The 21,819-nt window shown below is 39.5% G+C and carries 20 protein-coding genes; 14 read left to right on the forward strand and 6 right to left on the reverse strand.

Annotation, left to right across the window (positions count from 1 at the left end):
• Positions 1-14: 14 nt before the first annotated feature.
• The 6 genes from bfr to gmk form a co-directional block, all read right to left on the reverse strand.
• Positions 15-479, reverse strand: a complete 465-nt coding sequence (gene bfr / locus DS737_RS01365) for a heteropolymeric bacterioferritin subunit Bfr (RefSeq protein WP_005087000.1) — start codon at positions 477-479, stop codon at positions 15-17.
• Positions 480-738: 259 nt separating this feature from the next.
• Positions 739-933, reverse strand: a complete 195-nt coding sequence (locus DS737_RS01370; protein WP_004641287.1) for a bacterioferritin-associated ferredoxin — start codon at positions 931-933, stop codon at positions 739-741.
• 246 nt (positions 934-1,179) lie between these two features.
• A complete protein-coding gene (locus tag DS737_RS01375) occupies positions 1,180-1,560 on the reverse strand; it encodes a RidA family protein (RefSeq protein WP_004641286.1) in 381 nt (126 codons plus the stop codon).
• A gap of 100 nt (positions 1,561-1,660) precedes the next feature.
• Positions 1,661-3,769, reverse strand: a complete 2,109-nt coding sequence (locus DS737_RS01380) for a RelA/SpoT family protein (RefSeq protein ID WP_004641284.1) — start codon at positions 3,767-3,769, stop codon at positions 1,661-1,663.
• Between the two features lie 233 nt (positions 3,770-4,002).
• Positions 4,003-4,281 carry a DNA-directed RNA polymerase subunit omega gene (gene rpoZ, locus DS737_RS01385; RefSeq protein ID WP_004641282.1) on the reverse strand — a complete coding sequence of 93 codons (279 nt, stop codon included), beginning with the start codon at positions 4,279-4,281 and terminating at the stop codon, positions 4,003-4,005.
• 69 nt (positions 4,282-4,350) lie between these two features.
• The gene (gene gmk / locus DS737_RS01390; protein ID WP_113996596.1) at positions 4,351-4,974 is read right to left on the reverse strand and encodes a guanylate kinase; all 624 of its coding nucleotides are present in this window, start codon (positions 4,972-4,974) and stop codon (positions 4,351-4,353) included.
• Positions 4,975-5,076: 102 nt separating this feature from the next.
• Between gmk and ispH the strand changes: the two genes are divergently transcribed.
• From ispH to DS737_RS01460, 14 genes are all read left to right on the forward strand, one after another.
• Complete coding sequence (ispH, locus tag DS737_RS01395; protein ID WP_113996597.1) at positions 5,077-6,027, forward strand: 4-hydroxy-3-methylbut-2-enyl diphosphate reductase; 951 nt, start codon at positions 5,077-5,079, stop codon at positions 6,025-6,027.
• 140 nt (positions 6,028-6,167) lie between these two features.
• A complete protein-coding gene (locus DS737_RS01400) occupies positions 6,168-6,731 on the forward strand; it encodes a pilus assembly FimT family protein (protein WP_113996598.1) in 564 nt (187 codons plus the stop codon).
• A complete protein-coding gene (gene pilV / locus DS737_RS01405; RefSeq protein ID WP_109441074.1) occupies positions 6,731-7,267 on the forward strand; it encodes a type IV pilus modification protein PilV in 537 nt (178 codons plus the stop codon). Before DS737_RS01400 ends, pilV (DS737_RS01405) begins: the two co-directional genes overlap by 1 nt.
• Before the next feature lies 1 nt (position 7,268).
• On the forward strand, positions 7,269-8,282 hold the full coding sequence (locus DS737_RS01410; protein ID WP_113996599.1) for a PilW family protein: 1,014 nt from the start codon (positions 7,269-7,271) through the stop codon (positions 8,280-8,282).
• Positions 8,283-8,290: 8 nt separating this feature from the next.
• Positions 8,291-9,043, forward strand: a complete 753-nt coding sequence (locus tag DS737_RS01415) for a pilus assembly PilX family protein (RefSeq protein ID WP_113996600.1) — start codon at positions 8,291-8,293, stop codon at positions 9,041-9,043.
• A gap of 11 nt (positions 9,044-9,054) precedes the next feature.
• Complete coding sequence (locus tag DS737_RS01420) at positions 9,055-13,017, forward strand: pilus assembly protein (RefSeq protein WP_113996601.1); 3,963 nt, start codon at positions 9,055-9,057, stop codon at positions 13,015-13,017.
• Between the two features lie 13 nt (positions 13,018-13,030).
• Positions 13,031-13,570, forward strand: a complete 540-nt coding sequence (locus tag DS737_RS01425; protein ID WP_113996602.1) for a type IV pilin protein — start codon at positions 13,031-13,033, stop codon at positions 13,568-13,570.
• 2 nt (positions 13,571-13,572) lie between these two features.
• Positions 13,573-14,007, forward strand: coding sequence for a type IV pilin protein (locus tag DS737_RS01430; protein ID WP_109441034.1), 435 nt, complete (start codon positions 13,573-13,575; stop codon positions 14,005-14,007).
• Between the two features lie 274 nt (positions 14,008-14,281).
• A complete protein-coding gene (locus tag DS737_RS01435) occupies positions 14,282-14,746 on the forward strand; it encodes a GspH/FimT family pseudopilin (RefSeq protein ID WP_113996603.1) in 465 nt (154 codons plus the stop codon).
• Complete coding sequence (gene pilV / locus DS737_RS01440; protein ID WP_113996604.1) at positions 14,743-15,243, forward strand: type IV pilus modification protein PilV; 501 nt, start codon at positions 14,743-14,745, stop codon at positions 15,241-15,243. Before DS737_RS01435 ends, pilV (DS737_RS01440) begins: the two co-directional genes overlap by 4 nt.
• A 148-nt stretch (positions 15,244-15,391) precedes the next feature.
• On the forward strand, positions 15,392-16,360 hold the full coding sequence (locus tag DS737_RS01445) for a PilW family protein (RefSeq protein WP_265735950.1): 969 nt from the start codon (positions 15,392-15,394) through the stop codon (positions 16,358-16,360).
• Positions 16,357-17,082: a pilus assembly protein PilX gene (locus tag DS737_RS01450; protein ID WP_113996606.1), complete on the forward strand. Its 726-nt coding sequence runs from the start codon at positions 16,357-16,359 to the stop codon at positions 17,080-17,082. Before DS737_RS01445 ends, DS737_RS01450 begins: the two co-directional genes overlap by 4 nt.
• Before the next feature lie 13 nt (positions 17,083-17,095).
• Complete coding sequence (locus DS737_RS01455) at positions 17,096-21,295, forward strand: pilus assembly protein (RefSeq protein WP_113996607.1); 4,200 nt, start codon at positions 17,096-17,098, stop codon at positions 21,293-21,295.
• Positions 21,279-21,758 carry a type IV pilin protein gene (locus DS737_RS01460; RefSeq protein WP_113996608.1) on the forward strand — a complete coding sequence of 160 codons (480 nt, stop codon included), beginning with the start codon at positions 21,279-21,281 and terminating at the stop codon, positions 21,756-21,758. Before DS737_RS01455 ends, DS737_RS01460 begins: the two co-directional genes overlap by 17 nt.
• Positions 21,759-21,819: the final 61 nt, after the last annotated feature.

The raw sequence follows: 21,819 nt of genomic DNA on the forward strand, positions 1-21,819 counted from the left end.
GGCTTTTTTAAACATTAAATTTGGCTTTGGATATAATTTTCAATGCCTACATTTTCGATTAGATCGAGTTGTGTATCGAGCCAATCCCAATATTCTTCTTCTTTCTCTAAAATTTCTTGGACCAGATCACGGGTCACGTAATCTTGTTCAGCTTCAGACAATTCAACGGCTTGTTTGAGTGTTGCGATATTTTCTTTGACTTTGCGAATATCACAATTCAACACTTCTTCAGTATGTTGTCCGATGTATAGTTTTCCGAGATGTTGTAGGTTAGGTAAACCTTCTAGAAATAAAACACGTTCAATAATCTTGTCGGCATGTTTCATTTGGCGAATTGATTCTTTGTATTCAGCACTACCGAGTTGCTCAATACCCCAATCATTAAACATACGAGAGTGTAAAAAATATTGATTGATTGCAGTCAGATGGTGATAAAGCACCTGATTCAGCTGATTAATCACTTCACGATTGCCTTTCATTGCACTTGCTCCATAAACACCAACAAAATGCCTTTTCGGCAATTTATATTATCTTAATCAACAAATAAGAATCTGGCGAGTAATTTATAGAACGGCAAATGAAAATCACAATCATGATGAATGAGTATCGTGCCTTATTGTTTGCAGGATTAAATTTTTATAGGGATGTGATTTGTCATAAAAAAACCGCTTGGATGAAGAGTGGTTAAAGTTCTACAAAAAGCGGTGGAGTCGTAAACACTACGGATTTAATTCAAAATTATGCAGCCACGGAAATCCGTGCAGCAATTTCTGCAAGTTCTTCACTGATAATGGCTTTGGCTTCTGGAGCGCAACGTCCGCAGCAAGTGCCTAAGCCGAGTTGTTCACGGATTTCACGATAGCTTTCGGTGCCGTTCGCAACAGCATCTTTAATATCCTGATCGGTGATTCCGCGACATAAACAAACATACATGGGAGTTGTATCCACAAATACAAATGCGATAATTGATATTATTGATAATTGTTATCGTTTGTCAATGAATTTCATTCTAAACGGTTTGTCTTGGTTATTGGGAATTTGGATAAAAAAGTTAAACATGAGCGGAAATCCGAGTTAAACTCGGATTTCCGCGCAAGATTGATTCATCATTTAGAGCTAAATATTTAAGACCGATTATTTTTATAATTATATATCTGACTGAAAAGTATGAGTTAAATATTATGGAATAATCACAATTCCATCCATTTCAACCAATGCACCCTTTGGTAGGCTAGCAACACCGAGTGCAGCGCGTGCTGGATAAGGTTGGGCAAAGTATTCACCCATGATCTGATTGACGAGTTGAAAGTGCGATAAATCTGTGAGGAAGATGTTCAGTTTGGCGATATCAGCTAAGCTGCCACCCGCTGCGGTACATACTGCTTTAAGGTTATCAAAAACGCGGCGAATTTGAGCCTCTATACCATCTACAAGTTCCATACTATATGGGTCTAAGCCGATTTGACCTGAAAGATAGAGCGTATTGCCAACAAGAATTGCTTGAGAATATGTTCCAATCGCTGCAGGCGCGTGTTCAGTATGAATAACTTGACGTGACATTAAGCTCTCCTATGTCATTTTCCTATCTTAAGCACAGCGACTTTAACACAAAAATCTAGCATGGGAGCAATTGAATACTGAGTAGTCGTTGCGATTGGTTTTAACCTATTTTTGCCATTTCTGGCTGTGCTACAGGCATATTTAAACGCTCAATTCGAGGGAAGCCAAGATGCATACGCAAATCTCGAATAATTTGGGCTAATTGTTTTCGATTATTGACCACGATATTCACATACGTCTTTTGCTCTTGTGAATGCACCATTTCAACCCCTGTTTTGGCCTTACGACATTGATAAATCAAGTCAGAGATTTGCTCATCATTCATTGCCATGTGAATACAAAGATAGGCGCTAAAGCGAACATCTTCGATTTCTTCAGATTGCCAATGTAAAGGCATGATGTTTTCTGGATGTAAATGTTGCTCATGCAAGAGGTTGCGGCAACGTGCGCGGTGGACGATTAATCCGCGACGAGATAAATGTCCTTGAATTGGGTCACCCAAAACAGGATTACAGCAATGTGCATATTTAACATCAACCCCTTCAGTACCAACAATCAAACGATCGGAACTGTCTTGTGGATGAGGTTGATGATCTTGAGCAAAGAGATGGTTTGCAACCAATTGAGGTAATAAGTCCCCAACAGCAATCTGTTCAAATAAGGTGTCTTTGTCAGTGAGATGTCGCCACTCTAAGACATTAATCCAGTCCTGAGGAGAGAGATCATTGGTCGAACGATGAAACAATTTTAAAGCGCGATTTAATGCTTGTTGTCCCACTAGACGTTGCTCATCAATATCCTGTTCTCTGAGTATATTTTGCAAAGCACGTCGTGCTTTTTGCGTATTGATAAAGCTGAGCCAGTCTGGATTAGGTGTGGCGAGTACATCAGTAATGATTTCCACTACTTGACCGCTATTCAATGGCGTTGATAAAGGACGAATTTCTCCATCAACTTTGGCACCAACAGCGTGGTTACCTAGAAATAAACTGGCTGAGTAAGCAAAATCAACAACAGTTGCGCCTTGAGGAAGTTCATGCAATTGCCCGTGTGGGGTATACACCCAAATTTTCTCTTGGTGTAAATAATCCAATAAATCGCTAAAAGTGGTTTTCGCACAGTCACTATCGATTAAAGTATTCAGGTTTTGCATGGATGCTTGGATGGCAGATCGACATGCTTGAGGCGCATTTTCACCCAGTACGACACCAAAACGCGCGGCTTTGCGCATAAGCTCAGTTTGAATGGTGAGAGAAAGGGTGGTTTTTTCCCCTTTTAATTTGATCATTAATGATTGATTGCCACCTGGCAACGGGCGACGAATATAGTCTTTGTATTGTAAGACTTGGAAATTATCTTTTAATGCGGTCACAAGACGATCACAGTCCGCGATGCTTTGCAGAATAATCTCGAAGGCATGACTGTGGCTAAGTTCATTTAAATCAATTTCATTTTTTACAAAATGGCGCAGCAACTCGATATTATTATTTTTCTTTTTAATTCGACCTTTAATTTTGTGATTTTCTAAGAGGTCTGATAGTTTCTGCTCCCAAATGGCCTGATATTCACAACGTTTTGGCTTGGTTTCTAAAAGAGCAGCTTGTACATCATTGAACATATCCAAATCGAGATTTTGGTAACATAGATGTTCTAAGTTGTCTGCCATTTCATTCATACCAACCAGACGCGCCATTGGTACAAAAATATCTAGCGTTTCTTGGGCGATTCGTGCACGTTTGTCTGGACGAAGTGCGCCTAGAGTGGTCATATTATGATAACGATCGGCAAGTTTAATAATAATGACACGTGGGTCTTGTAAAGTCGCTTGCAGAATTTTCCGGAAGGAGGCCGCTTTATTGTATTCCTTATCGCTGGAATGACTGAGTTTGGTTACACCATCGACTAGCTCGGCAACGACCAGTCCAAATTTTTCGCCAATTTCATCTTTGCTAAAATCAGTATCTTCAATGACATCATGTAATAGTGCTGCCATGAGCGTATCTGCATCGAGACGCATATGGGCCAATATGCAACTGACAGCAATCGGGTGTAAGACATATGGCTCACCACTTTTACGGGTAATACCGCTATGCGCTAAGTCGGCAAAATCACAGGCAGCAAGCACACGCTGGACGTCACTATCTTTCAGATAGGCATCAATAATTACTTTTAGCTGTTGCTTGGCTTGGCTGACCTCTTCGCCTGGCATAGAAAACACCTTTAATAACTTGGATTCAGTAAGGATAATCTTTGTTGATACTTTGCTTATCTTCTAATGAAAAGCATATTGCTAAACTTGTCAATTTGTTCATTATAAAAACTCGTAAATTTTTTCAATGAAGTATATTGCTTTTCTCAATATGGAGAAAATTTCACAATAAGATCAACAAACAAAAAAGCCCAGTGTCTTCACAATGGGCTTCGATGTATAGCAAATTCGACTTAGAAAGAAAAGCCTTCTAAGTTTAATGAATTTGTAGATAACACCATATCTAGATTTGAAGTTTGATAATCTTGGTCGCGTTGTTTCAAAATTTCTTTGGTGACATGACCCACTGCAATCTCACGTAAAGCGACAACTGTTGGTTTGTCATTGTCCCATTCTACAGTAGGTTCCATGCCTTGACGTGCTATTTGGCGTGCACGTTTACTCGCTACCAGTACTAACTCAAAGCGGTTATCGACATGGTCTAAACAATCTTCAACGGTTACACGTGCCATAAGTTGTCTCGTTTGAACAATACATCTGAAAGACTAAATAGTATAAAAGGCTTTTGTCCAAGACTCAAGTCATTCGCGATTGAGTGTAATCAAGTTTTCAATTAACTGCTGATGACGGTTACTTTGCTGCAATGTTTCTAGACGATTTGCAGTGATAATTGCTTCTAAATCATGTACGGCTTTATTAAAGTCATCATTGATAATCACATAGTCAAAGCTTGCGAAATGACGCATATCTTCAACAGCACAACTGAGGCGGTGTTCAATTACTTCAACTGAGTCAGTACCTCGGTTTGAAAGACGTTGTCTTAGATCGTACTGTGTTGGTGGTAGGATAAATATTTGTTTTGATTCTGGAAATAGTCGACGAACCTGTTCAGCACCTTGCCAATCGATTTCAAGTAAAACATCATGACCTTGTTGAAGTTGCTCTTTTACCTTAGCTTGCGATGTGCCGTAATAGTTACCAAAGACTTCTGCATACTCGATAAAACCGCCTTCCTCGACTTGAGACAAGAAGGATTCTTTATTGGTAAAATGATAATGAACGCCGTCTAGTTCACCTGGGCGTTGATTGCGAGTCGTATGCGATACTGAAACATGAAGGTTGCTGACGCGATCGAGTAGGGCTTTTACCAAAGATGTTTTGCCTGTTCCTGAGGCAGCAGAAACGACAAACAATAGACCCGACATGATATTTTTCCTGATATGATAAAATATCTTGGCTATTGTAGTGTAGCGAGCTGCTAAACGAAATAGTTTGATTGAAATATTCAGATGATGAGAGAGGATGTTATGGAAATCGTGTTGGCCAATCCACGAGGTTTTTGTGCTGGTGTTGACCGTGCTATAGCGATCGTCAATCGAGCACTCGAATGTTTTAATCCGCCAATTTATGTGCGACATGAGGTCGTACACAACAAATTTGTGGTAGATGATTTGCGTCAGCGTGGCGCGGTTTTTGTTGATGAGCTTGATCAGGTGCCTGATGACTCTATTGTGATTTTTAGCGCACATGGCGTATCAAAAGCAGTACAACAAGAGGCTGAACGACGTGGATTAAAAGTATTTGATGCAACCTGTCCTTTGGTGACCAAGGTTCACATTGAGGTTACCAAATACGCGCGTGAGGGAACGGAAGCAATTTTAATCGGCCATGAAGGTCATCCTGAAGTTGAGGGTACGATGGGACAATATGATAAGTCTCGCGGCGGCGCGATTTATTTAGTTGAAGATGAAAAAGACGTTGATGACTTGGTGGTGAAACACCCGGAGAAAGTTGCCTTTGTGACACAAACGACTTTATCAATTGATGATACAGCAAAAGTGATTGATGCATTGCGACGTAAGTTCCCTGAGATCCAAGGGCCGCGCAAGGATGATATTTGTTATGCAACGCAAAATCGTCAAGATGCGGTACGCGATTTAGCAGAACAATGTGATGTCGTGTTGGTGGTAGGGTCTCCAAATTCATCTAATTCAAATCGATTGCGTGAACTTGCTGAGCGTATGGGAAAGTCAGCTTATTTAGTCGATAATGCAGATCAGCTTGAGCAAAAATGGTTTAAATCGGATAGTAAAATAGGGGTGACGGCGGGTGCATCAGCACCTGAAATTTTGATCAAGCAAGTGATTCAGCGTTTACAAGATTGGGGGGCAACGCCACCTCAAGAATTACAAGGTACGGAAGAAAACATTACTTTTAGTCTACCAAAAGAGTTACGTATACAGGTGATACAAGCCTAATTTTACTAGAAAAATGTGAACTAGAAACGGATGGATTGCACTCCATCCGTTTTTTTTTGGTGCTTATCTGCTTTGTATTGGTTCTGTAAAAATAAAATCTATTATAGCCTCATAAATTTAAAAAAAATTGGTACAAGGTAATGGGGAAAAGTCGGGGATTCACCTTAATTGAGTTGATGGTGGCAATTGCTGTAATGGCAGTTGTCGCGATGTTGGCTGCTCCATCTTTTGGAAACATTATTGCAAAGAAAGAGTTGGATACCACTGCACGAGATTTAGCGCTGATTTTTGGTGAAGCTAGAGGGCAAGCAATTTCATTACGTAAAGATATTACGATCAAGTTGACTTGTCCGACTGAAACAGATCCCAATAGCGGTGAAACGAAAGTGGTTTGCCCCGTCAATAGCTCTACAACATTGTATTGGGTATCTCCGAAAGAGGGAATTGTACTGACAAGTGATGCAATTGATGTGGTTTTTTCAAACTTAGGGACAGCTAAACAGAGAACAAAAGAAATAGATAATCCTGTGTGCGATGATCCGTCTCCAAACCCTTGTGAGTCTGATCCTACAAATAATCCACCTAAGATTCCTGAAATTGTACCTTTGAGCTTTACGCTATGTAATGCAACGCTGGAAGAGAGTCGGACCATTTTAGTATCGAAAATGGGAACGGTTGATAGTATTACCTCGGGGACATGTTGATGATTAGTAAAAATAAAGAACATGGTGTTGGTTTAATTGAGGTTTTAGTTGCTTTGGTGATCCTTGCTCTTGGTGTCCTAGGTTTCTCAGCATTGCAACTTAGGGCTTTAGATGCAGCACAAGAAGCAACAGAACAAACAGTTGCAATGAATACTGCACGAGACTTAGCTGAGCGCATTAGGGTGAATCGTACAGCCTTAACTAACTACAAAACAGCCATTAATGCAAAAACAACAAATGTCTCTAGCTGTGTAGGGACCAGCAGCCGTAATGCTGTTCCATCTACAGTAAAAGTTGATTTGCCAAAGTGTAATCCAGCAACAATGGCACAGCATGATGCTACAGAGATTCTTGCAAAAGCCAATGAACATGGACAAACCATTGTTATTGAGGATTGTGTGGGAAGTGATTTGAACTGTATTTATGTCGCATGGGGAAAAACAATTATTGCTGCAAACAATATTAATCAATGTGTAGATACTACAACAGGTGCTTATCTTACTGATACCAAATGTTTAGTCATGGAGGCATTCTAAAATGAATCGTCATTTAGCTAAACAGAAGGGATTTACCTTAATTGAATTAATGATTGCATTAGCTTTGGGATTATTGGTGAGTGCGATTGCTATACAGCTTTTTTTAACGAGTCAAAGAAGTGCAACAGCTCAGCAAGGCATGATGAATCTACAGAATTCAACGTTATTCGGTTTGGGTACTGTAATTAATAATATTCGTCTAGCGAATCTCAACTCTTCCAAGCCTATTATAAATGATAAGACCTTATATGGAGGTGTTGTTTTATCTAAAGAGAATATTTCTGATGATAATTCAGCTTTTAGTATAAGTGATGATTTGTTGACGCGTGGGGCAATTGGAGCAACAAATATAGATATTAAAGATTCTGATGACAATGCTTTAGGTAGCGATCAACTAGTCATTCAGTACCGAGTAAATACACCTAATCAGTTTGATTGTGAGGGGACTGGAGTGACAGTGAGTGATTATGTGGTGGAGCGTTATTTTTTAAGAGCAGATACTAATCGCAGTGATCCGAATCAACCACTTGCTTTAGCCTGTAAAGCTGCTCGTTATACCGAAGCATCAGCTAAAACCAATACTACTTTAAATTTAGCAGGAAATGGAGAAATCATTATTCCTCGGGTTGATCATCTAAGTATTCGATTGGGTGTTGCTTATGATGGAGCAAATGCAGCCTGTAATAGTGTTACAGCTTCTACAACTAGTGGAACGCCTCCAACTACAACAACTGAAAATCTTGAGGCAGATACTCGTCTAGATTGTTTTAGTTACATGAGTATCGAAGATTATCGTGCTTTAACAGGTGAAAAACCCCAAATTGTTTCTGTACAGTTTGGTTTATTGGTTCGCTCTACCGATACGATAGGGAATAATCAGTTTTTCGATGCGGAACATAAATATAAGGTCCTAAATGTTGAAGGCCCTTTAATAGACCATGCCCGTAATAAATTGTATTTACGCACAGTTGTAACGCAGACCATCGCAATTCGAAATGGTTTTGGAATTGAGTGAGCACTGATATGAATAATCGAATACAAAAAAAAGCGCAAACAGGGTCAGTCTTGATTGTAGTCCTCATCATGTTGGTTTTGCTCACTATCGTTGGGACATGGGCTATACGTGGCAGTATCATCTCTTTAAAAATAGCAACGAATGCACAAGCTCAGGCTTTACTTAAACAGACCAGCGATTCTGTCTTTTTTACGCTTGAAAATAAAACTGATGATGAATTGGACTTTGCCAATATGCGGATAGGTGATGGAATGCTGAACTATACTTTACGTCCAGAAAATAAAGGTAAGGAACTGGTGTTTTGTATTCGCGGAACATCGACAGATAACTTTGAAGGAAGCCGTATAGCAAGTGTGGTGTATTGGGAAGGTTCGACAATTAAAAACACTGAAATGGGACAAAATGGTTTCTGTAAAGTAAGTCGAATGACTGACTTTTTGAGTGGTCGTAATGCGGTTATGACACAAGTATCAGTGCGTGCTGCGGATAATAGTCGAGATTGGGAGCACATGATGGAAGGCGATGATAAGGAAAGCTCAAAGAGTACAGGGATTCAAAAAGTTGTGATTACAGCAACTTCAATTTTACCCAATTTAAGTGACCGCCCAAGATCAAGCATTGATAACTGTTTGAATAATTACACCAGTTTTTGGGATGAAAATGCGGATGAAGATACCGTAACAGACTGTTTATCTAAAAATAATGTTCCATACAGTACACAAGAAATGGAATATACCATTAAAACTGTACGTACGTCTTAGGAGAGTGAATTATGAAAATGTTAAATAAGAAAACAGTTCACCTAAATGATGCGCAGGCAGATATGCAGCACAATGATTGGTTAAATAAGCTTAAGGTGGGCACAATAACGGCTGCAACAACTTCATTAATTTGTGTAAGTGCAGCAAGTCATGCGGCTGATTTAGAGATTTATGTCTCTGGAAACAATGTACAAAGTGCGACTACGATTATGTTTTTGTTGGATATATCTGGTTCAATGGATACTCGTTCTATTGAGCAGGATTATGGAACGATTTGTGAGCGTAACTGGCAAGGGCGCGTAGTTTTTGAAGGAACTGCAGTTAATGGGCAATATTGCACGGCATCAGGTAGTGAAATAACTAATCAAATTATCAAAGACTGTGAAAAGTCAGGAAACAATTATAAATGTTATGACCGTATTTCTCGGTTACGTCAGGGGATGTTGGCTGTATTAGAAGGAGATAATGAAAAGGGGGTAGCAGCATTGAATGACGATTTGGTAATTGGCCTATCAACATTGGGTGCATATACAACAACATATCATGAAGCTGGGGCAATAAAGGTTCCTGCTCGAGCATTAAAAGATTCAGTTACTGTTTCTAGCGTAACGAAAACTCAGCGTGCATTATTAATTGAAGAAATTAAAAAGTTAAGAGGGCAGACTAATACGCCAACTACACGTTCTTATGCAGAAGCTGTTGCCTATTTAATGGGATCTACAACCGAAGTAGGTAATGGTGAATGGTATTTTGGTGGTACTTATAATAAGCAATCTATTTATGCTGAATGTATTAGCATGAATGCAACGGGAAAATGTACCTCATGGGGTAATGTTTTTTATGGTAACGTTCCTAGTGGTTTCACTAAAGGTACTGCAACCACAGCTAAGGGTTATTCAGGTAATGTATATGTGGCGAGTAAGAAATATAGTGGGTTCGAATACTCAGATAGTTCCTCAAAAAATACCGCACAAACCCTATATCTTGCACCTAATACAATTTCTCGTCAAAAAGATTTAACGGATGATGAAAAAAGTTGTAATGGGCAGGGAATTTATATTTTAACGGATGGTGTCCCAAATTATGGGAATGGTACATCAGGGTTAATCGCAAAAGCATTAGGTAACAAAGGAGATGGTTTTAGTTGTACGGATAGCTCTAGTGGGTGGGACTGTACTTTACAATTAGCTGAGACGATACTTGATTCTACCAAGAACCCAGCAAATATTGCTTTTAAAACGGCTGTAGTCGGTTTTGGTAGTGATTTTAATAGTATTTCTTCAAGTGTTCAGACAGAAGCTGCTGTAGATGCTTTAACCGGCATTGATGATAATGTTAAACAGGCTGCTAAATGGGGAATCCGGGGAAAAGGCGGGTGGTATTCAGGATCGAATGCGAGTGATGTTGCTTCAAGTATTGAAGACTTTGTAAACAAAAATAGTGGTGAAATCCCAAGTATTAGTACAGGTTCATCAATGATTCCAATAGATGCATTGAACCCTGAAATTATTCAACCTTATGCATATTTTCCACAATTTGAGCCCAAAGTTAAAGCTGGAGATTTGCAGCAATTATGGTTTGGCAATGTCAAAAAATATTATGTTGTGAATAATAGTGTTTACTCAAATAAGAATGGCGGTGCAGCAAATACGGTTGTTTTAAAAAGTGAATTGCAAGATTTACGTGATATTTGGGGGGCTGAAAGTGCTTCTTATCCAGAAAATACACCAATTTATCAGAAATATGGTGCGCTAAGTAAATTAAAGCTAGGTACTCAAACTTTTACTGATGGAGAAGAGTCGACGACAACAGCCGGACGTAAAGTTCTTACAGATTATGTTTTTGATGGTACAAAAAGTGTAGATCAACAAATCAGCCGTAATTTTGATTTGAGTCGTATCGATTATACCTATACCACGGATGCAAAAACTAAAAATGATGATGCATCCCGTGTCAGAGGTTTAATGTCATTGCTGGGATATAATATTCCTACAGCAACTGACACTAATGGTTTAGATTTGGCAACAATGACTGCAACATTACGACAAATGGGGAGTGTTTATCATTCATTGCCTGTATTACTGACACAGGAAGGAAAAGCCGAGGCAACCCGTGATGCTGCTGGGAAAATCCACATTGGGACTACAGGACGTGAAGACTATGTCATGTTTGGTACGACACAAGGTCTGCTTAGTGTTGTTGATGCAGAAACTGGTATAGAGAAATTTAGCTTTGTACCAAAAGAAATGATTGAGAAACAGTATGAAACTTTTAAAGAAAATGCAGGGAGTTTAACTGGCGGTAAAGAGGCACTTTATTATGGTATGGATGGAGAGTGGGCTGCACATACAGTCTATGTCACTAAACCAGATGGGACATTAACGGTAAAAGAAGCTGTACGTAATGTAATTGGTACAGAAGAAGACAAAGAGAACTTCAAGGGTAAACAATGGGTTTATGGTGGTATGCGAATGGGGGGGCGCAGTTACTATGCATTAGATTTGACTGACATTGATAATCCCGCGCTTAAATTTCATATTGATCCAAGCTCAGGCAAGGTATATTCCAAAGATTATCCAGAGGGTAAAGCGTTCTCTGTGATTGAAAACATGGGACAGAGTTGGTCTAAACCTAAACTTGACTATGTCAATTGGAAAGGGCAGCGTAAACTAGTCATGTTTGTTGGTGGTGGATACGATGCTGGCGGTAATGATGGTGATGGTCTCTGGGTGGATGGTGTCCGTACAGGTTACGCTGGCTATGAGCATTATGATTATCAGCAGGAAAATAGACGTGGTGCAGGTGTATACATGTTTGATGCTGATAATGGCGATTTACTGTGGTATGCCAATACACCAGCTGATTCTGATGCTGAAAGTGAATCGTCAGCCCCTACAACAGATCCATCTACTCCTGTAGAAGCAATTCCTCATATATCACATAGCGACTTAAAATATAGTGTTGTGAGTGAAATTAAAACGGTAGACCGTAATAATGATGGTATGGTTGATCATATCTATTTTGGTGACTTGGCTGGCCAAGCATTCCGTGTTGATTTTGCAAGAAGTACTACAAAGTTTGATAGTCAAATTACTAAAATTCTAGATGTACATCAAACGGATGGTACGAGCCCCCGTTTTTATTTGGCTCCTGTTTTCACCGCTCACCATAGTTCAGATCGTTTGGAAGGTGCAAATGTTGTGGTTGTAAGCTTTGTTTCAGGTAATAAAAGTTCACCGCTCTTAGCAACGAGTGATTCTCCAGAGGCAACAGGGAAGCGAAATTCAACAGGATTGCAATATGATGCCGTCTATGCAATCTATGATTATGATATTCATCCGAATGGTCAGTTTTACCCTGATTCTAATATTACTGCTCGGACCTTAGCTACAACAACGGATACAACCGCAACAACAACAAAGCTTATGTATATTGGTTACGATAGTTTAGTACGTAAAGATCAGGCAGATGGAAATAATCGGACTAGAGTAATGGGGGCGATAGCAAACTCCACAACGGGCTGGGGAGGATGGTACTTCAGATTCGATAAAAAGTTTAGTGCAACAGGTCAAGACCATGTTGATGCTGATGAAAGTGTAATCAAAGGCTTAGCACCATTAATTGCTATGGAAGGCAGCTTATATGTCACTATGTATGATGCTTCTGAGGATGGTACATCTTCTCGTTGTGGTGCAGGGGTTAAAGGACAAAGTTTTGCTCAGAGGTTATGTTTGCCAACAGGTGTTTGTGCCGAAGATGCCAACTATAGCTATAACCTTGGTGCAGGTATTGTGAGCCTGAATGTTGGTTCTGTGAGTGGTGGAAGTACCAAGTCGATTGTTGTACCTGACCGAGATGATGTTGGTAAAGGTTGTGTGGGGGCTGATTGTAAGGCTGGTAAAAAGTTCATTGAAGCTGGTGGTTCAATGCGTTTTATTCCAAATCGTTGGTATGAACGTTATGCGAAGAAATAAGTGAGATCGAATTATGAATAATAGAGGTTTCACTTTAATTGAGCTGATGATTGTGCTTGTGCTCATTGCAATTATTGCAGCAATTGCTATACCTAGTTATGAGCACTTTACTCGTCGTGCGATAGCAGCTCAGGCTCAGCAAGAAATGCATAAACTTGCTGAGCAATTAGAGCGGCATAAATCAAGAAACTTTACTTATAGAGGATTCAATCCGCGTTATTTGTATCCGGCACCGCCTGGTCCGCGAGTTGATAGTTTTGATGAAACTAAGCAAGAATTAACCTTGCCGTTGGAGAGTTCTAATCCTAAATATACACTTACGATTGTAGACGGTAGTGCTGGTAATCCATTATTGACTTCTTCAGACGCGATTGGACAAAGATGGGCGATTAAAGCTGTAAGTCATAATGTGCGAAATAGTTCTTTTTTGCTGACCAGCACAGGTGTTAAATGTGAAACAATCACTCCAGCGAATATAGAGATAGATCCAGCAAAAGGCGTAGGATGTGATTATAAGCACGATGACGAGGATGATGGAGGTGAAGAGGATTGATAATGCCTAAAAAAAAAGGACGAGGATTCACGCTTATTGAGTTAATGATTGTGGTGGCGATTGTTGCGATTTTAGCTGCGATTGCATACCCATCTTATCAAGATTATGTGCGTAAAACCAAGCGCACTGATGCACAAGCTGAAATGATGGATATTGCTCACCGTTTAAGTCAATATAAAGTGGTGAATCATAATTATTCTAGCGCCACAATTAACGATATTTATGGGATTAATGTTACACCTAAAAGTGGAACAGCTTTATATAGCTTAGATTTAATTGTTACACCTTCAACGTGGACATTGACGGCCATGCCAATAACAACATCGGCACAAAATGGCGATGGAATACTGATACTAAATAGTGAGGGACAAAAGTGTTGGGTTAAAGGTGCTTCTATATGTACACTATCCGCAACTTCTAATTGGGATGGTCGTTAATTCGATCATAAACTATTAATATTTAACCAAAGCAAATATCGAAAGGTATTTGCTTTTTTATTTACTTAAACTCTTTATTTAATCTTGTTGATGTGTGATTTATTTATCATTTTTATAACATAAGTTGATTCTATTTAAATAATTTGTCGATTATCTGACAATATCTACCTTTTATCCGCAAAAAATAGATTTCCAGTTGTTTTGGTAGGAAATTGATAATTAAACATTAGAACATTATTCAAAATTATAAAAATTGTGCATATGGGAGGGCTGTATGCAACTAGCAAAGTATAAAGCATTCACGCTGATAGAGCTCATTGTTACGATTGCAATTCTTGCCATTATTGCAGTGATAGCTGCGCCTTCATTTGCCGACATGATAACACGCAAAAAACTAGAAAGTGCTGCCCGAGAAGTGGTGATGAAAGTATCTGAGGCCCGAAGTCAGGCAGTTCTACTCCGTCAAACGACAGGAGTGTGTTTAGGATCTTTATCAGCAGATGATTGCGCAACAGCGATTGAAATTCCTAAAACTGAAACTCAAAGAACTTTTGTGGCTCAATTGAAAAATGGGATAACTGCCGTTACTAGTAGCCCTTATAAAACTAGTCTTATATTTAGAAAAAATGGCAGTGTTGCTGCTTCAACAAATTTCCAATTAAAAAGAAAAGGAATTTGTTATTACATCAATGTCGGGATAACCAATGATACAACAATAAAAGAAGGGACTTGCACATGAATCATAACAATCAAAAAGGTGTGGGTTTAGTAGAGGTTTTAGTTGCATTGCTACTTCTAGCTATCGCCGTATTGGGGTTTGCTGCTCTACAGTTAAAAGCAGTAGATGCAAGTGCCGAAGCAAATCAGCAAGTATTAGCATTAACCATTGCTCGTGATTTGGCAGAGCGTATGCGAGCGAATCCACAAGGATTAAGAGAGGGCGAATATAAAATTGGGGCGGTAGCTATCCCCACAGAAGTAGAAACTACAGCAGGAAGTGCTAAGGAAATCGCGGAACAAGACCTTCAAAATGCATCTTTTCAAGCAAATAAAAATGGTATGAATCTAGCGGTTACTGATTGTCCTATTGGTGAACATCGCCAATGCATTTATGTGGCATGGGGGAGTACGTCTTTATCTAGTAGCAAGGGTAGTGGTAAGGATGATGTAGAAGCATGCATTAAAGATGGCGTGTATGTAAAAGGATCACACTGTCTATTTTTGGAGGCTTATTAACATGAAAAAAAGTCTTACAAATTGCTTTAAGCACAGTTCTTCGTCTTGCGCTAGAAACCCTTGTACTCGAAGCTTAACCTCTCATCTTACGACCCGACCGAGCGTTGCTCGGTTTCATCGGGTCTCAGGCTTCACGCTTATCGAGTTAATGATTTCATTAGCCTTGGGCTTAATTATTGTTGCTGCTGCAATACAACTATTTATCGCTGGAGTGACCAGTTACAAATTACAGAAAGCGATGTCACATATCCAAGACAGTGCAAGTTTGGGTTTGAATTTTATTGTGGAGGATATTCGTAAGGCAAATTTGAGTGCGCCTATCCCTGCCGTGAATGATCAAATTGAATATACTGGGATTATTCTCACACCGAAAAATGTGGGAGAGAAAATCAATTTAAATTGCACAGTATGTTTTGATGAAGAGGAGGATGAAGATCAGCCTTTAAAGCGTTATCAGCGTGCCAATCTAAATAATACAACTGAAAATGATCAGTTGTTGATTCGTTATCAAGCGCAACAAGAGGGTTTTGACTGTTCGGGTAATGAGCTCAAAAAAGATGTTATTGTGGTGCAACGTTATTATGTTGACCTAGCTGAAACTAATGGGCGCCGTTCTTTACGCTGTCAGGCAGCTCAATATACTCATACAAACCTTGACTCAAAATCAAAAGATGACCAGTTGCTACTTGACTGGAAAAGCAGCCAAGTGATCTTACCCAATGTTGATTATTTTGTGGTGCGCTATGGATGGATGGATGGTGGTCTAAATGATGAGAGCAGCAAGATTCAATATGGGAGTTTGGATACCTATTTGACCCAATCGGTAAGGAAAAATATTGATGGAGTCATGCAGGATGTAAGTCCACATATCCATGCGATTCAAATCGGGGTATTGGTTCAATCCACAGATACGACGGGTAATCAATCGATTGCGAAGGAAAGAAATAGTAGAGCATTTCAGGTTTTGGGAAGTGAGGTTGAATTAGATAAAAAATATCAAAATGGTCATTTACGCCAAGCGGTCAATCAAACGATTTCATTGAGAAATGCAATGGGGTGGGTTTCGGAAGGGTGTAAGGCAGATGTTGACGATTGTACTGGGGGGGATGAGACATGATTCGATCTGAACGAGGTTCAACCCTCATCGTTGTATTGATGGTCTTGTTACTGATTATGATTGTAGGAACATTGGCAATTCGTCAAAGTATCAGCTCATTGAAATTGGTCACCAATAATCAGATACAAGCATTGTTGTTACAGAGTTCTGATGCAGCTTTGTTGGCTTTACAAAATCCCAATAATACACCTGATATTGCAGCAGCCAATGGTATTGTCGGTTTCTTTAAAAATGAAAACCATAAAGAAGCTGAATTGGTATTTTGTTTTTCGGAGAGCAGCCCTTTTACATTGAGTAAAGGGGCATATCTCTTAAATAGCCCGAATTGGGAGAGTTTAGGAGGGGGAGCTTGTACTAAAGATTCGAAGTCAGCTGGTCGCAAGCAAGTTGTAACACAAGTTTATATTAAACGAGCCACTACACCGACAGCTCCGTTTGCTGATTTGGCGCGTGGCACAGAAGTTTTGGGTGCAAAAACTGAAGAAAGCATTCGTTTACAAGTCTTCGTGGTATCGGTGATGCAAGGCTTATTATCGGATACTGATAAAATATTATTTAAAAAAAGTACTGCAGCTGATGAAGGTTGCTTGGTGAAAAGCATCGACAATGCTGGGAAAAATGAAGTGGCTGAGTGCCTAAAACAAAATAAAGAGAATCCTCTATATAACATGCAAGTCGCAGAATATCGCTTCTTATCTGACTTTGAGCCATCAGGTTCATAAGGGAGAAAAGGTCATGAAAAATAATAAAATGAAACAACAAAAACAAATGGCTGCAAGAAAGAAACAAGAAAAGTGGTCTGTATTTGTCGGTTCAGCATTGGCATGTTTGTTGATCATTTCACCCACCGCCTATGCAAGTGATGTGGAAATTTATCGTCAAGGGACGGATGGTGGCAACAGTACCATTATGTTGATGGTGGATACTTCACAAGGTATGGGTTCACCTGCACTAGATTTATTGAAAGATTATCCATTATGTATCAGTGGTCAGATTTTTGCGGTTGTGGGTGCTTTACCTGTGGTGGATGTTAAACTTGCGCCGCCTGCAACTCAAGGAAAGAAAAATGAAGCATATTGTGATGTGGTTTTTCCAAAATCGGTTTTAGATTTGCTGGGAACAGTTGATACAGTAACTGGAACACAAAGAAATAGTTTATTAGGTTTGCAAAGTTCTTTGGACTATATGCGTGCTAGTTGTATTCCATTTTCTAAACTGGAAGTAGATGAGCCTGAACGTAGTAATACAATACTTTCTGTGAATTTGAGTTTAGGTGAGGGTTATCGTTGTTATAGTCGTTTGTCTCGCATCAAAATGGCGGTACGTGATGTACTTAATGGTAATAATGGGATTACTGCACTACCTGCTAAAACGACTATTGGGCTTTCTATTTCTCCTGCCAAAAAAGACGGTGTAGTCAATCAAAAAACAGGCATGATCGTCGTTCCTGCACAAGAATTAGGACATAAAAAAGGTGATGTGGTTGATGGTGTAACGATGACGCAAGATAGTGCACAACGTCAGGCTTTACAGACTGCAATTGATAGTTTAGTACCAAGTTCTGATCCTTTGGCGAGTACGCTGAATAGTGTTGTTAATATTCTTAAGATTGTTTCAAATGCAGTGACGCTAAAGTTAAATGCAGTAGATTTGGTTGGAAGTATTGGACCTTTATTAAAAAGTATACTTGATCTGATTGGTGGGTTGAGTACTACAGTCACTGCATTACTGGAAAACCCAGAATCACCACTGGCAACGACTTATGCTGAAACGGGTGCATATCTGCTTGGGACGAATACGAGAGGGACAGGTGAACGTTTATCTGAATTTGAAGTTCCTGTTAGAAAATCTGATGTGGCCTACAAATGTTTATCTCGTCAGGCAGACAATGATTGTAACTCATATGAAAAAAAAGGTGGCTGGTCGCAAGATTTGAAAGAATATCCTGTTCCAACAGGCCATATTCGTACAGAACAGATTACACCAAGTAATGGTTTATTAGGAGATTTACTTGGTTCTATTTTTGGCTGGCTATCTGGAAATACTGATAAACGAGTGATTCGTTACTATTATGCTTCGGATGCGATTTACTCAGGCTATAAATATGCTACAAATGGAACTCAGAATAGTGATCATTATATTAAACCAGACTCAATTAAACCTAAACCTTCAACGAACGTAACAACATCACAATGTCAGGCTCAAGGAATTCTTGTTTTAACTGGGAGCATACCAAAAATTGCTCCAGCAGATTCATTAGGTGTGCAACGAGTGATGCAAAAATCACTTGGGCAAACGCCAAGTAATAATTTGGCGGATTTTTGTAGTAATTCACCTGCTGGATGGTCAACTAGAGGTTCAACAACGGCAACATGGCAATGTATTGCCAATTATTCACAAGCTTTATTGAATACACCAACCACCCCCGTGTATGAACTGAAAACAGGTGTGGCGGGGATTGGTAAAGATTTTCATTATGTACAGTTAAATGGTAATACGGTCTCTGGCGCAGGTACGAGTGGAAGTATTGTTGATACTTTGCTCGGTGCTGTAAAAATGTTATTAACTTCTGTATTAGAACTTGTAGACGCTGTAACCTTAGGTCTTTTAGATCTAGGTCGTCTTACAAATTTGGTCAATGTGGTTTTACCAACATCTCTTCCTGCTGATGATGTCGAAAATCTCGTACATTGGGGTAAAGATGGTAAAGGTGGTTGGTACACTGAAGCCAGTACGGGTGGTATTGCACAAAGTATCATTGATTTTAGTCAACATATCGTCGACGCAGAGTCAGACCCATTTATGGGTTTACAAACGATCCCTGCTGATCCATTAACGCCTTATCAACTCAGTGATGATGTTTATAACAGTATCTTTAAGCCAACAGATCACCAAAGTTGGAGCGGAAATCTAAAAAGATATTCCGCAGCGAATACAGGCACTGGCGACAATATTATTCGTACCGTGGATTGGAAAGACAAATGGAGCTCAAACACAGCCGAAGCGGCAGATGGTTCTACTTTATTTAAGGGAGGAATGCTCGATCAGTTAAAAACGTTACGTCCAACAAAAACAGATACGTCTACCCGAACATTGTGGATCAATCGAAACTGTGATGCAGATGGAAAGTTTACTGAAAGTCAAAGCCTGAAAAAAGTAACATCTGACTATTTGAATGATTCGAGTGAAGCTCGTTGCGCAATAGATGCTACTGCAAAAGATACCAAAGGTGGTTATTTGATGAATTTATTGGGCTATAACGTCGATGCTGAAACAGCGACAGGAGGGAGTTTAGCCACAAGTGAACCATTCTGGAAAATCGGAATGCCGCTTCATTCTACACCATTGAAAATCACACAATTTGCCAAGTTTAATAGTAACGGCAGCATTGCCCGTGATGATTATATTGTATTTGGTTCAACCCAAGGTTTGTTGCATGTGGTCGATGCAGATGATGGCCAAGAAAAATTTGCCTTTGTGCCTAACGAAATGCTTGAAAACAGTGAGCAAAGAAAAGCTTTTACAGCTCAGAGTCAGGGAAGTTGGCGCAATATGTCTTATGGTGTTGATGGTGCTTGGACTGCGCATACTGAATATGTCTATGGGATGAAAGACGGTAAAGTGATTGCCACTGTTGATCAGGTTGAGCGTGGTACAAATAAACCACAAGGTAAACAAGTGCTATATGGTGGACTACGAATGGGTGGGCGTAGCTATTACGCACTTGATCTTACAGATTTAGACAATCCGAAAATCAAATTCCATATCAATCCAACAGGAGATTGCTCTAATTCAAATCCACTAGGTTGTATGGGGCAAAGTTGGTCTAAACCCACCATTGCTTATATTAATTGGAAAGGCCAGCGTAAACAGGTGATGTTTGTCGGTGGTGGCTATGATATGGGTTATGAAGATAAAGATTATAACCCTAGTCTTTCAGAAGGTGCTGGCGTTTATATGTTTGATGCCAATAATGGTGATTTGTTATGGTGGGCAAGTGCCAACGCAACCACGAAAAATACAGCAACAGAAAATGCTTTAAATGTCACCGATATGAAATATAGTGTGGTCAGCCGTATTAATGTTGCAGATCGAAATGGCGATGGATTGGCAGATCATTTATATTTTGGTGATCTGGGTGGGCAAGTATGGCGTGTAGATATTAATGCGAATACAGCTACAGGCGATTTTGCACAACGTGCAACACTAATTTTGAATGTCCGTCCAAGTGATGTTACAAAACCAATTCCACGATTCTATGATGCACCGAGTTTTAGTGTGTATGGATATGAGAAACCTTTAGCAGTAGTGAGTATTGCATCGGGGAATCGTAGTTTACCTGTAAGTGACCCAGGTTCAGGAGCGATTTATAATATTTTTGATAAAGATGTCACCAAAACAAATTTATATACACTAGCAGAGAGTGGGCTTGAGACTAAAAATATAAAGCTCGCGTTAGAGACAGAAAGTGGTGGCGTATTAAAAGCAGCACTTACATTCGAAGATACTGAAGGTAAAAATATTGAGGAAGTTAAGGATTTAATTCCACATGGTTGGTTCGTTGCCTTTGCTGACGGTAAAAAAGTGTTGAATGAAATGGCGGTGATCAATAAAAATTTATACGCTGGTGTTTATGATCCTGGCATAACACCAACGTGTCCCGTTCAAGTACGTGGAGAAACCAAAGTGCATCGTTACTGTTTACCGTTTGGCATATGTGAGCAAGAGCTCCAAACGAATAAAGGGCAAGTTAATAATTTTGTAGCAGGTAAAGGGATTGTGGCACTCAATGTTGGTTCTGGTCAAAGTAGTGGAACAAGTGGTTCACCGTCACGTGCATTAATTCAAAGTAATGTGGCTGCTACTGGTTCAATTCCAATCAATACCATGCGCCGTCAAATTGTGCCACTAAAATGGTATGAAAGTAATGAATAGGCGATCTGGCTTTACTCTGATTGAGCTGATGATCACAGTGGCGATCATTGCTATCCTAGCAGTGATCGCTATCCCGAGTTATGACATTTATATTCGTAAAGCAGACTTATCAACAGCTCAACAAGAGATGCATAAAATTGCTGCATTATTAGAACAACATCGAACGCGTAACTTCAGTTATGAGGGCTTCATATTAAGAGATCCTGTGCGCAATGAAGGACCCTATGCAGATGTGGATAATGCAACCAAGACAATGTTGCTTTTACCTTTAAATGCATCGAGTGGTAAGCAAAAATTTACCTTGATTTTAACGGTTGATTCACAGACTTGGTCACTTAAGGCTGAAAGCCAAAATCCACGTAATTACTCCTTACTTATGACCAGTATTGGTCTAAAATGTAAGACTAAAACACCAGCCAATATCACCAATCAAAGTTGTGGTTTAGCTTCAGAAGAGTGGTAATAAATTTAGATTTCAGCGATTTAAATTCAAAGCTGCGGATAACTTAATATTTAATCTTTCA

Source organism: Acinetobacter haemolyticus (assembly GCF_003323815.1).
GTDB classification, from domain to species: Bacteria; Pseudomonadota; Gammaproteobacteria; order Pseudomonadales; family Moraxellaceae; genus Acinetobacter; species Acinetobacter haemolyticus.

Excerpts from the sequence above, each read along its gene's own strand:
- bfr (WP_005087000.1), bottom strand. The coding sequence starts at position 479 with ATGAAAGGCAATCGTGAAGTGATTAATCAGCTGAATCAGGTGCTTTAT.
- DS737_RS01370 (WP_004641287.1), bottom strand. The coding sequence starts at position 933 with ATGTATGTTTGTTTATGTCGCGGAATCACCGATCAGGATATTAAAGAT.
- DS737_RS01375 (WP_004641286.1), bottom strand. The coding sequence starts at position 1,560 with ATGTCACGTCAAGTTATTCATACTGAACACGCGCCTGCAGCGATTGGA.
- DS737_RS01380 (WP_004641284.1), bottom strand. The coding sequence starts at position 3,769 with ATGCCAGGCGAAGAGGTCAGCCAAGCCAAGCAACAGCTAAAAGTAATT.
- rpoZ (WP_004641282.1), bottom strand. The coding sequence starts at position 4,281 with ATGGCACGTGTAACCGTTGAAGATTGTTTAGACCATGTCGATAACCGC.
- gmk (WP_113996596.1), bottom strand. The coding sequence starts at position 4,974 with ATGTCGGGTCTATTGTTTGTCGTTTCTGCTGCCTCAGGAACAGGCAAA.
- ispH (WP_113996597.1), top strand. The coding sequence starts at position 5,077 with ATGGAAATCGTGTTGGCCAATCCACGAGGTTTTTGTGCTGGTGTTGAC.
- DS737_RS01400 (WP_113996598.1), top strand. The coding sequence starts at position 6,168 with ATGGGGAAAAGTCGGGGATTCACCTTAATTGAGTTGATGGTGGCAATT.
- pilV (WP_109441074.1), top strand. The coding sequence starts at position 6,731 with ATGATTAGTAAAAATAAAGAACATGGTGTTGGTTTAATTGAGGTTTTA.
- DS737_RS01410 (WP_113996599.1), top strand. The coding sequence starts at position 7,269 with ATGAATCGTCATTTAGCTAAACAGAAGGGATTTACCTTAATTGAATTA.
- DS737_RS01415 (WP_113996600.1), top strand. The coding sequence starts at position 8,291 with ATGAATAATCGAATACAAAAAAAAGCGCAAACAGGGTCAGTCTTGATT.
- DS737_RS01420 (WP_113996601.1), top strand. The coding sequence starts at position 9,055 with ATGAAAATGTTAAATAAGAAAACAGTTCACCTAAATGATGCGCAGGCA.
- DS737_RS01425 (WP_113996602.1), top strand. The coding sequence starts at position 13,031 with ATGAATAATAGAGGTTTCACTTTAATTGAGCTGATGATTGTGCTTGTG.
- DS737_RS01430 (WP_109441034.1), top strand. The coding sequence starts at position 13,573 with ATGCCTAAAAAAAAAGGACGAGGATTCACGCTTATTGAGTTAATGATT.
- DS737_RS01435 (WP_113996603.1), top strand. The coding sequence starts at position 14,282 with ATGCAACTAGCAAAGTATAAAGCATTCACGCTGATAGAGCTCATTGTT.
- pilV (WP_113996604.1), top strand. The coding sequence starts at position 14,743 with ATGAATCATAACAATCAAAAAGGTGTGGGTTTAGTAGAGGTTTTAGTT.
- DS737_RS01445 (WP_265735950.1), top strand. The coding sequence starts at position 15,392 with ATGATTTCATTAGCCTTGGGCTTAATTATTGTTGCTGCTGCAATACAA.
- DS737_RS01450 (WP_113996606.1), top strand. The coding sequence starts at position 16,357 with ATGATTCGATCTGAACGAGGTTCAACCCTCATCGTTGTATTGATGGTC.
- DS737_RS01455 (WP_113996607.1), top strand. The coding sequence starts at position 17,096 with ATGAAAAATAATAAAATGAAACAACAAAAACAAATGGCTGCAAGAAAG.
- DS737_RS01460 (WP_113996608.1), top strand. The coding sequence starts at position 21,279 with ATGAAAGTAATGAATAGGCGATCTGGCTTTACTCTGATTGAGCTGATG.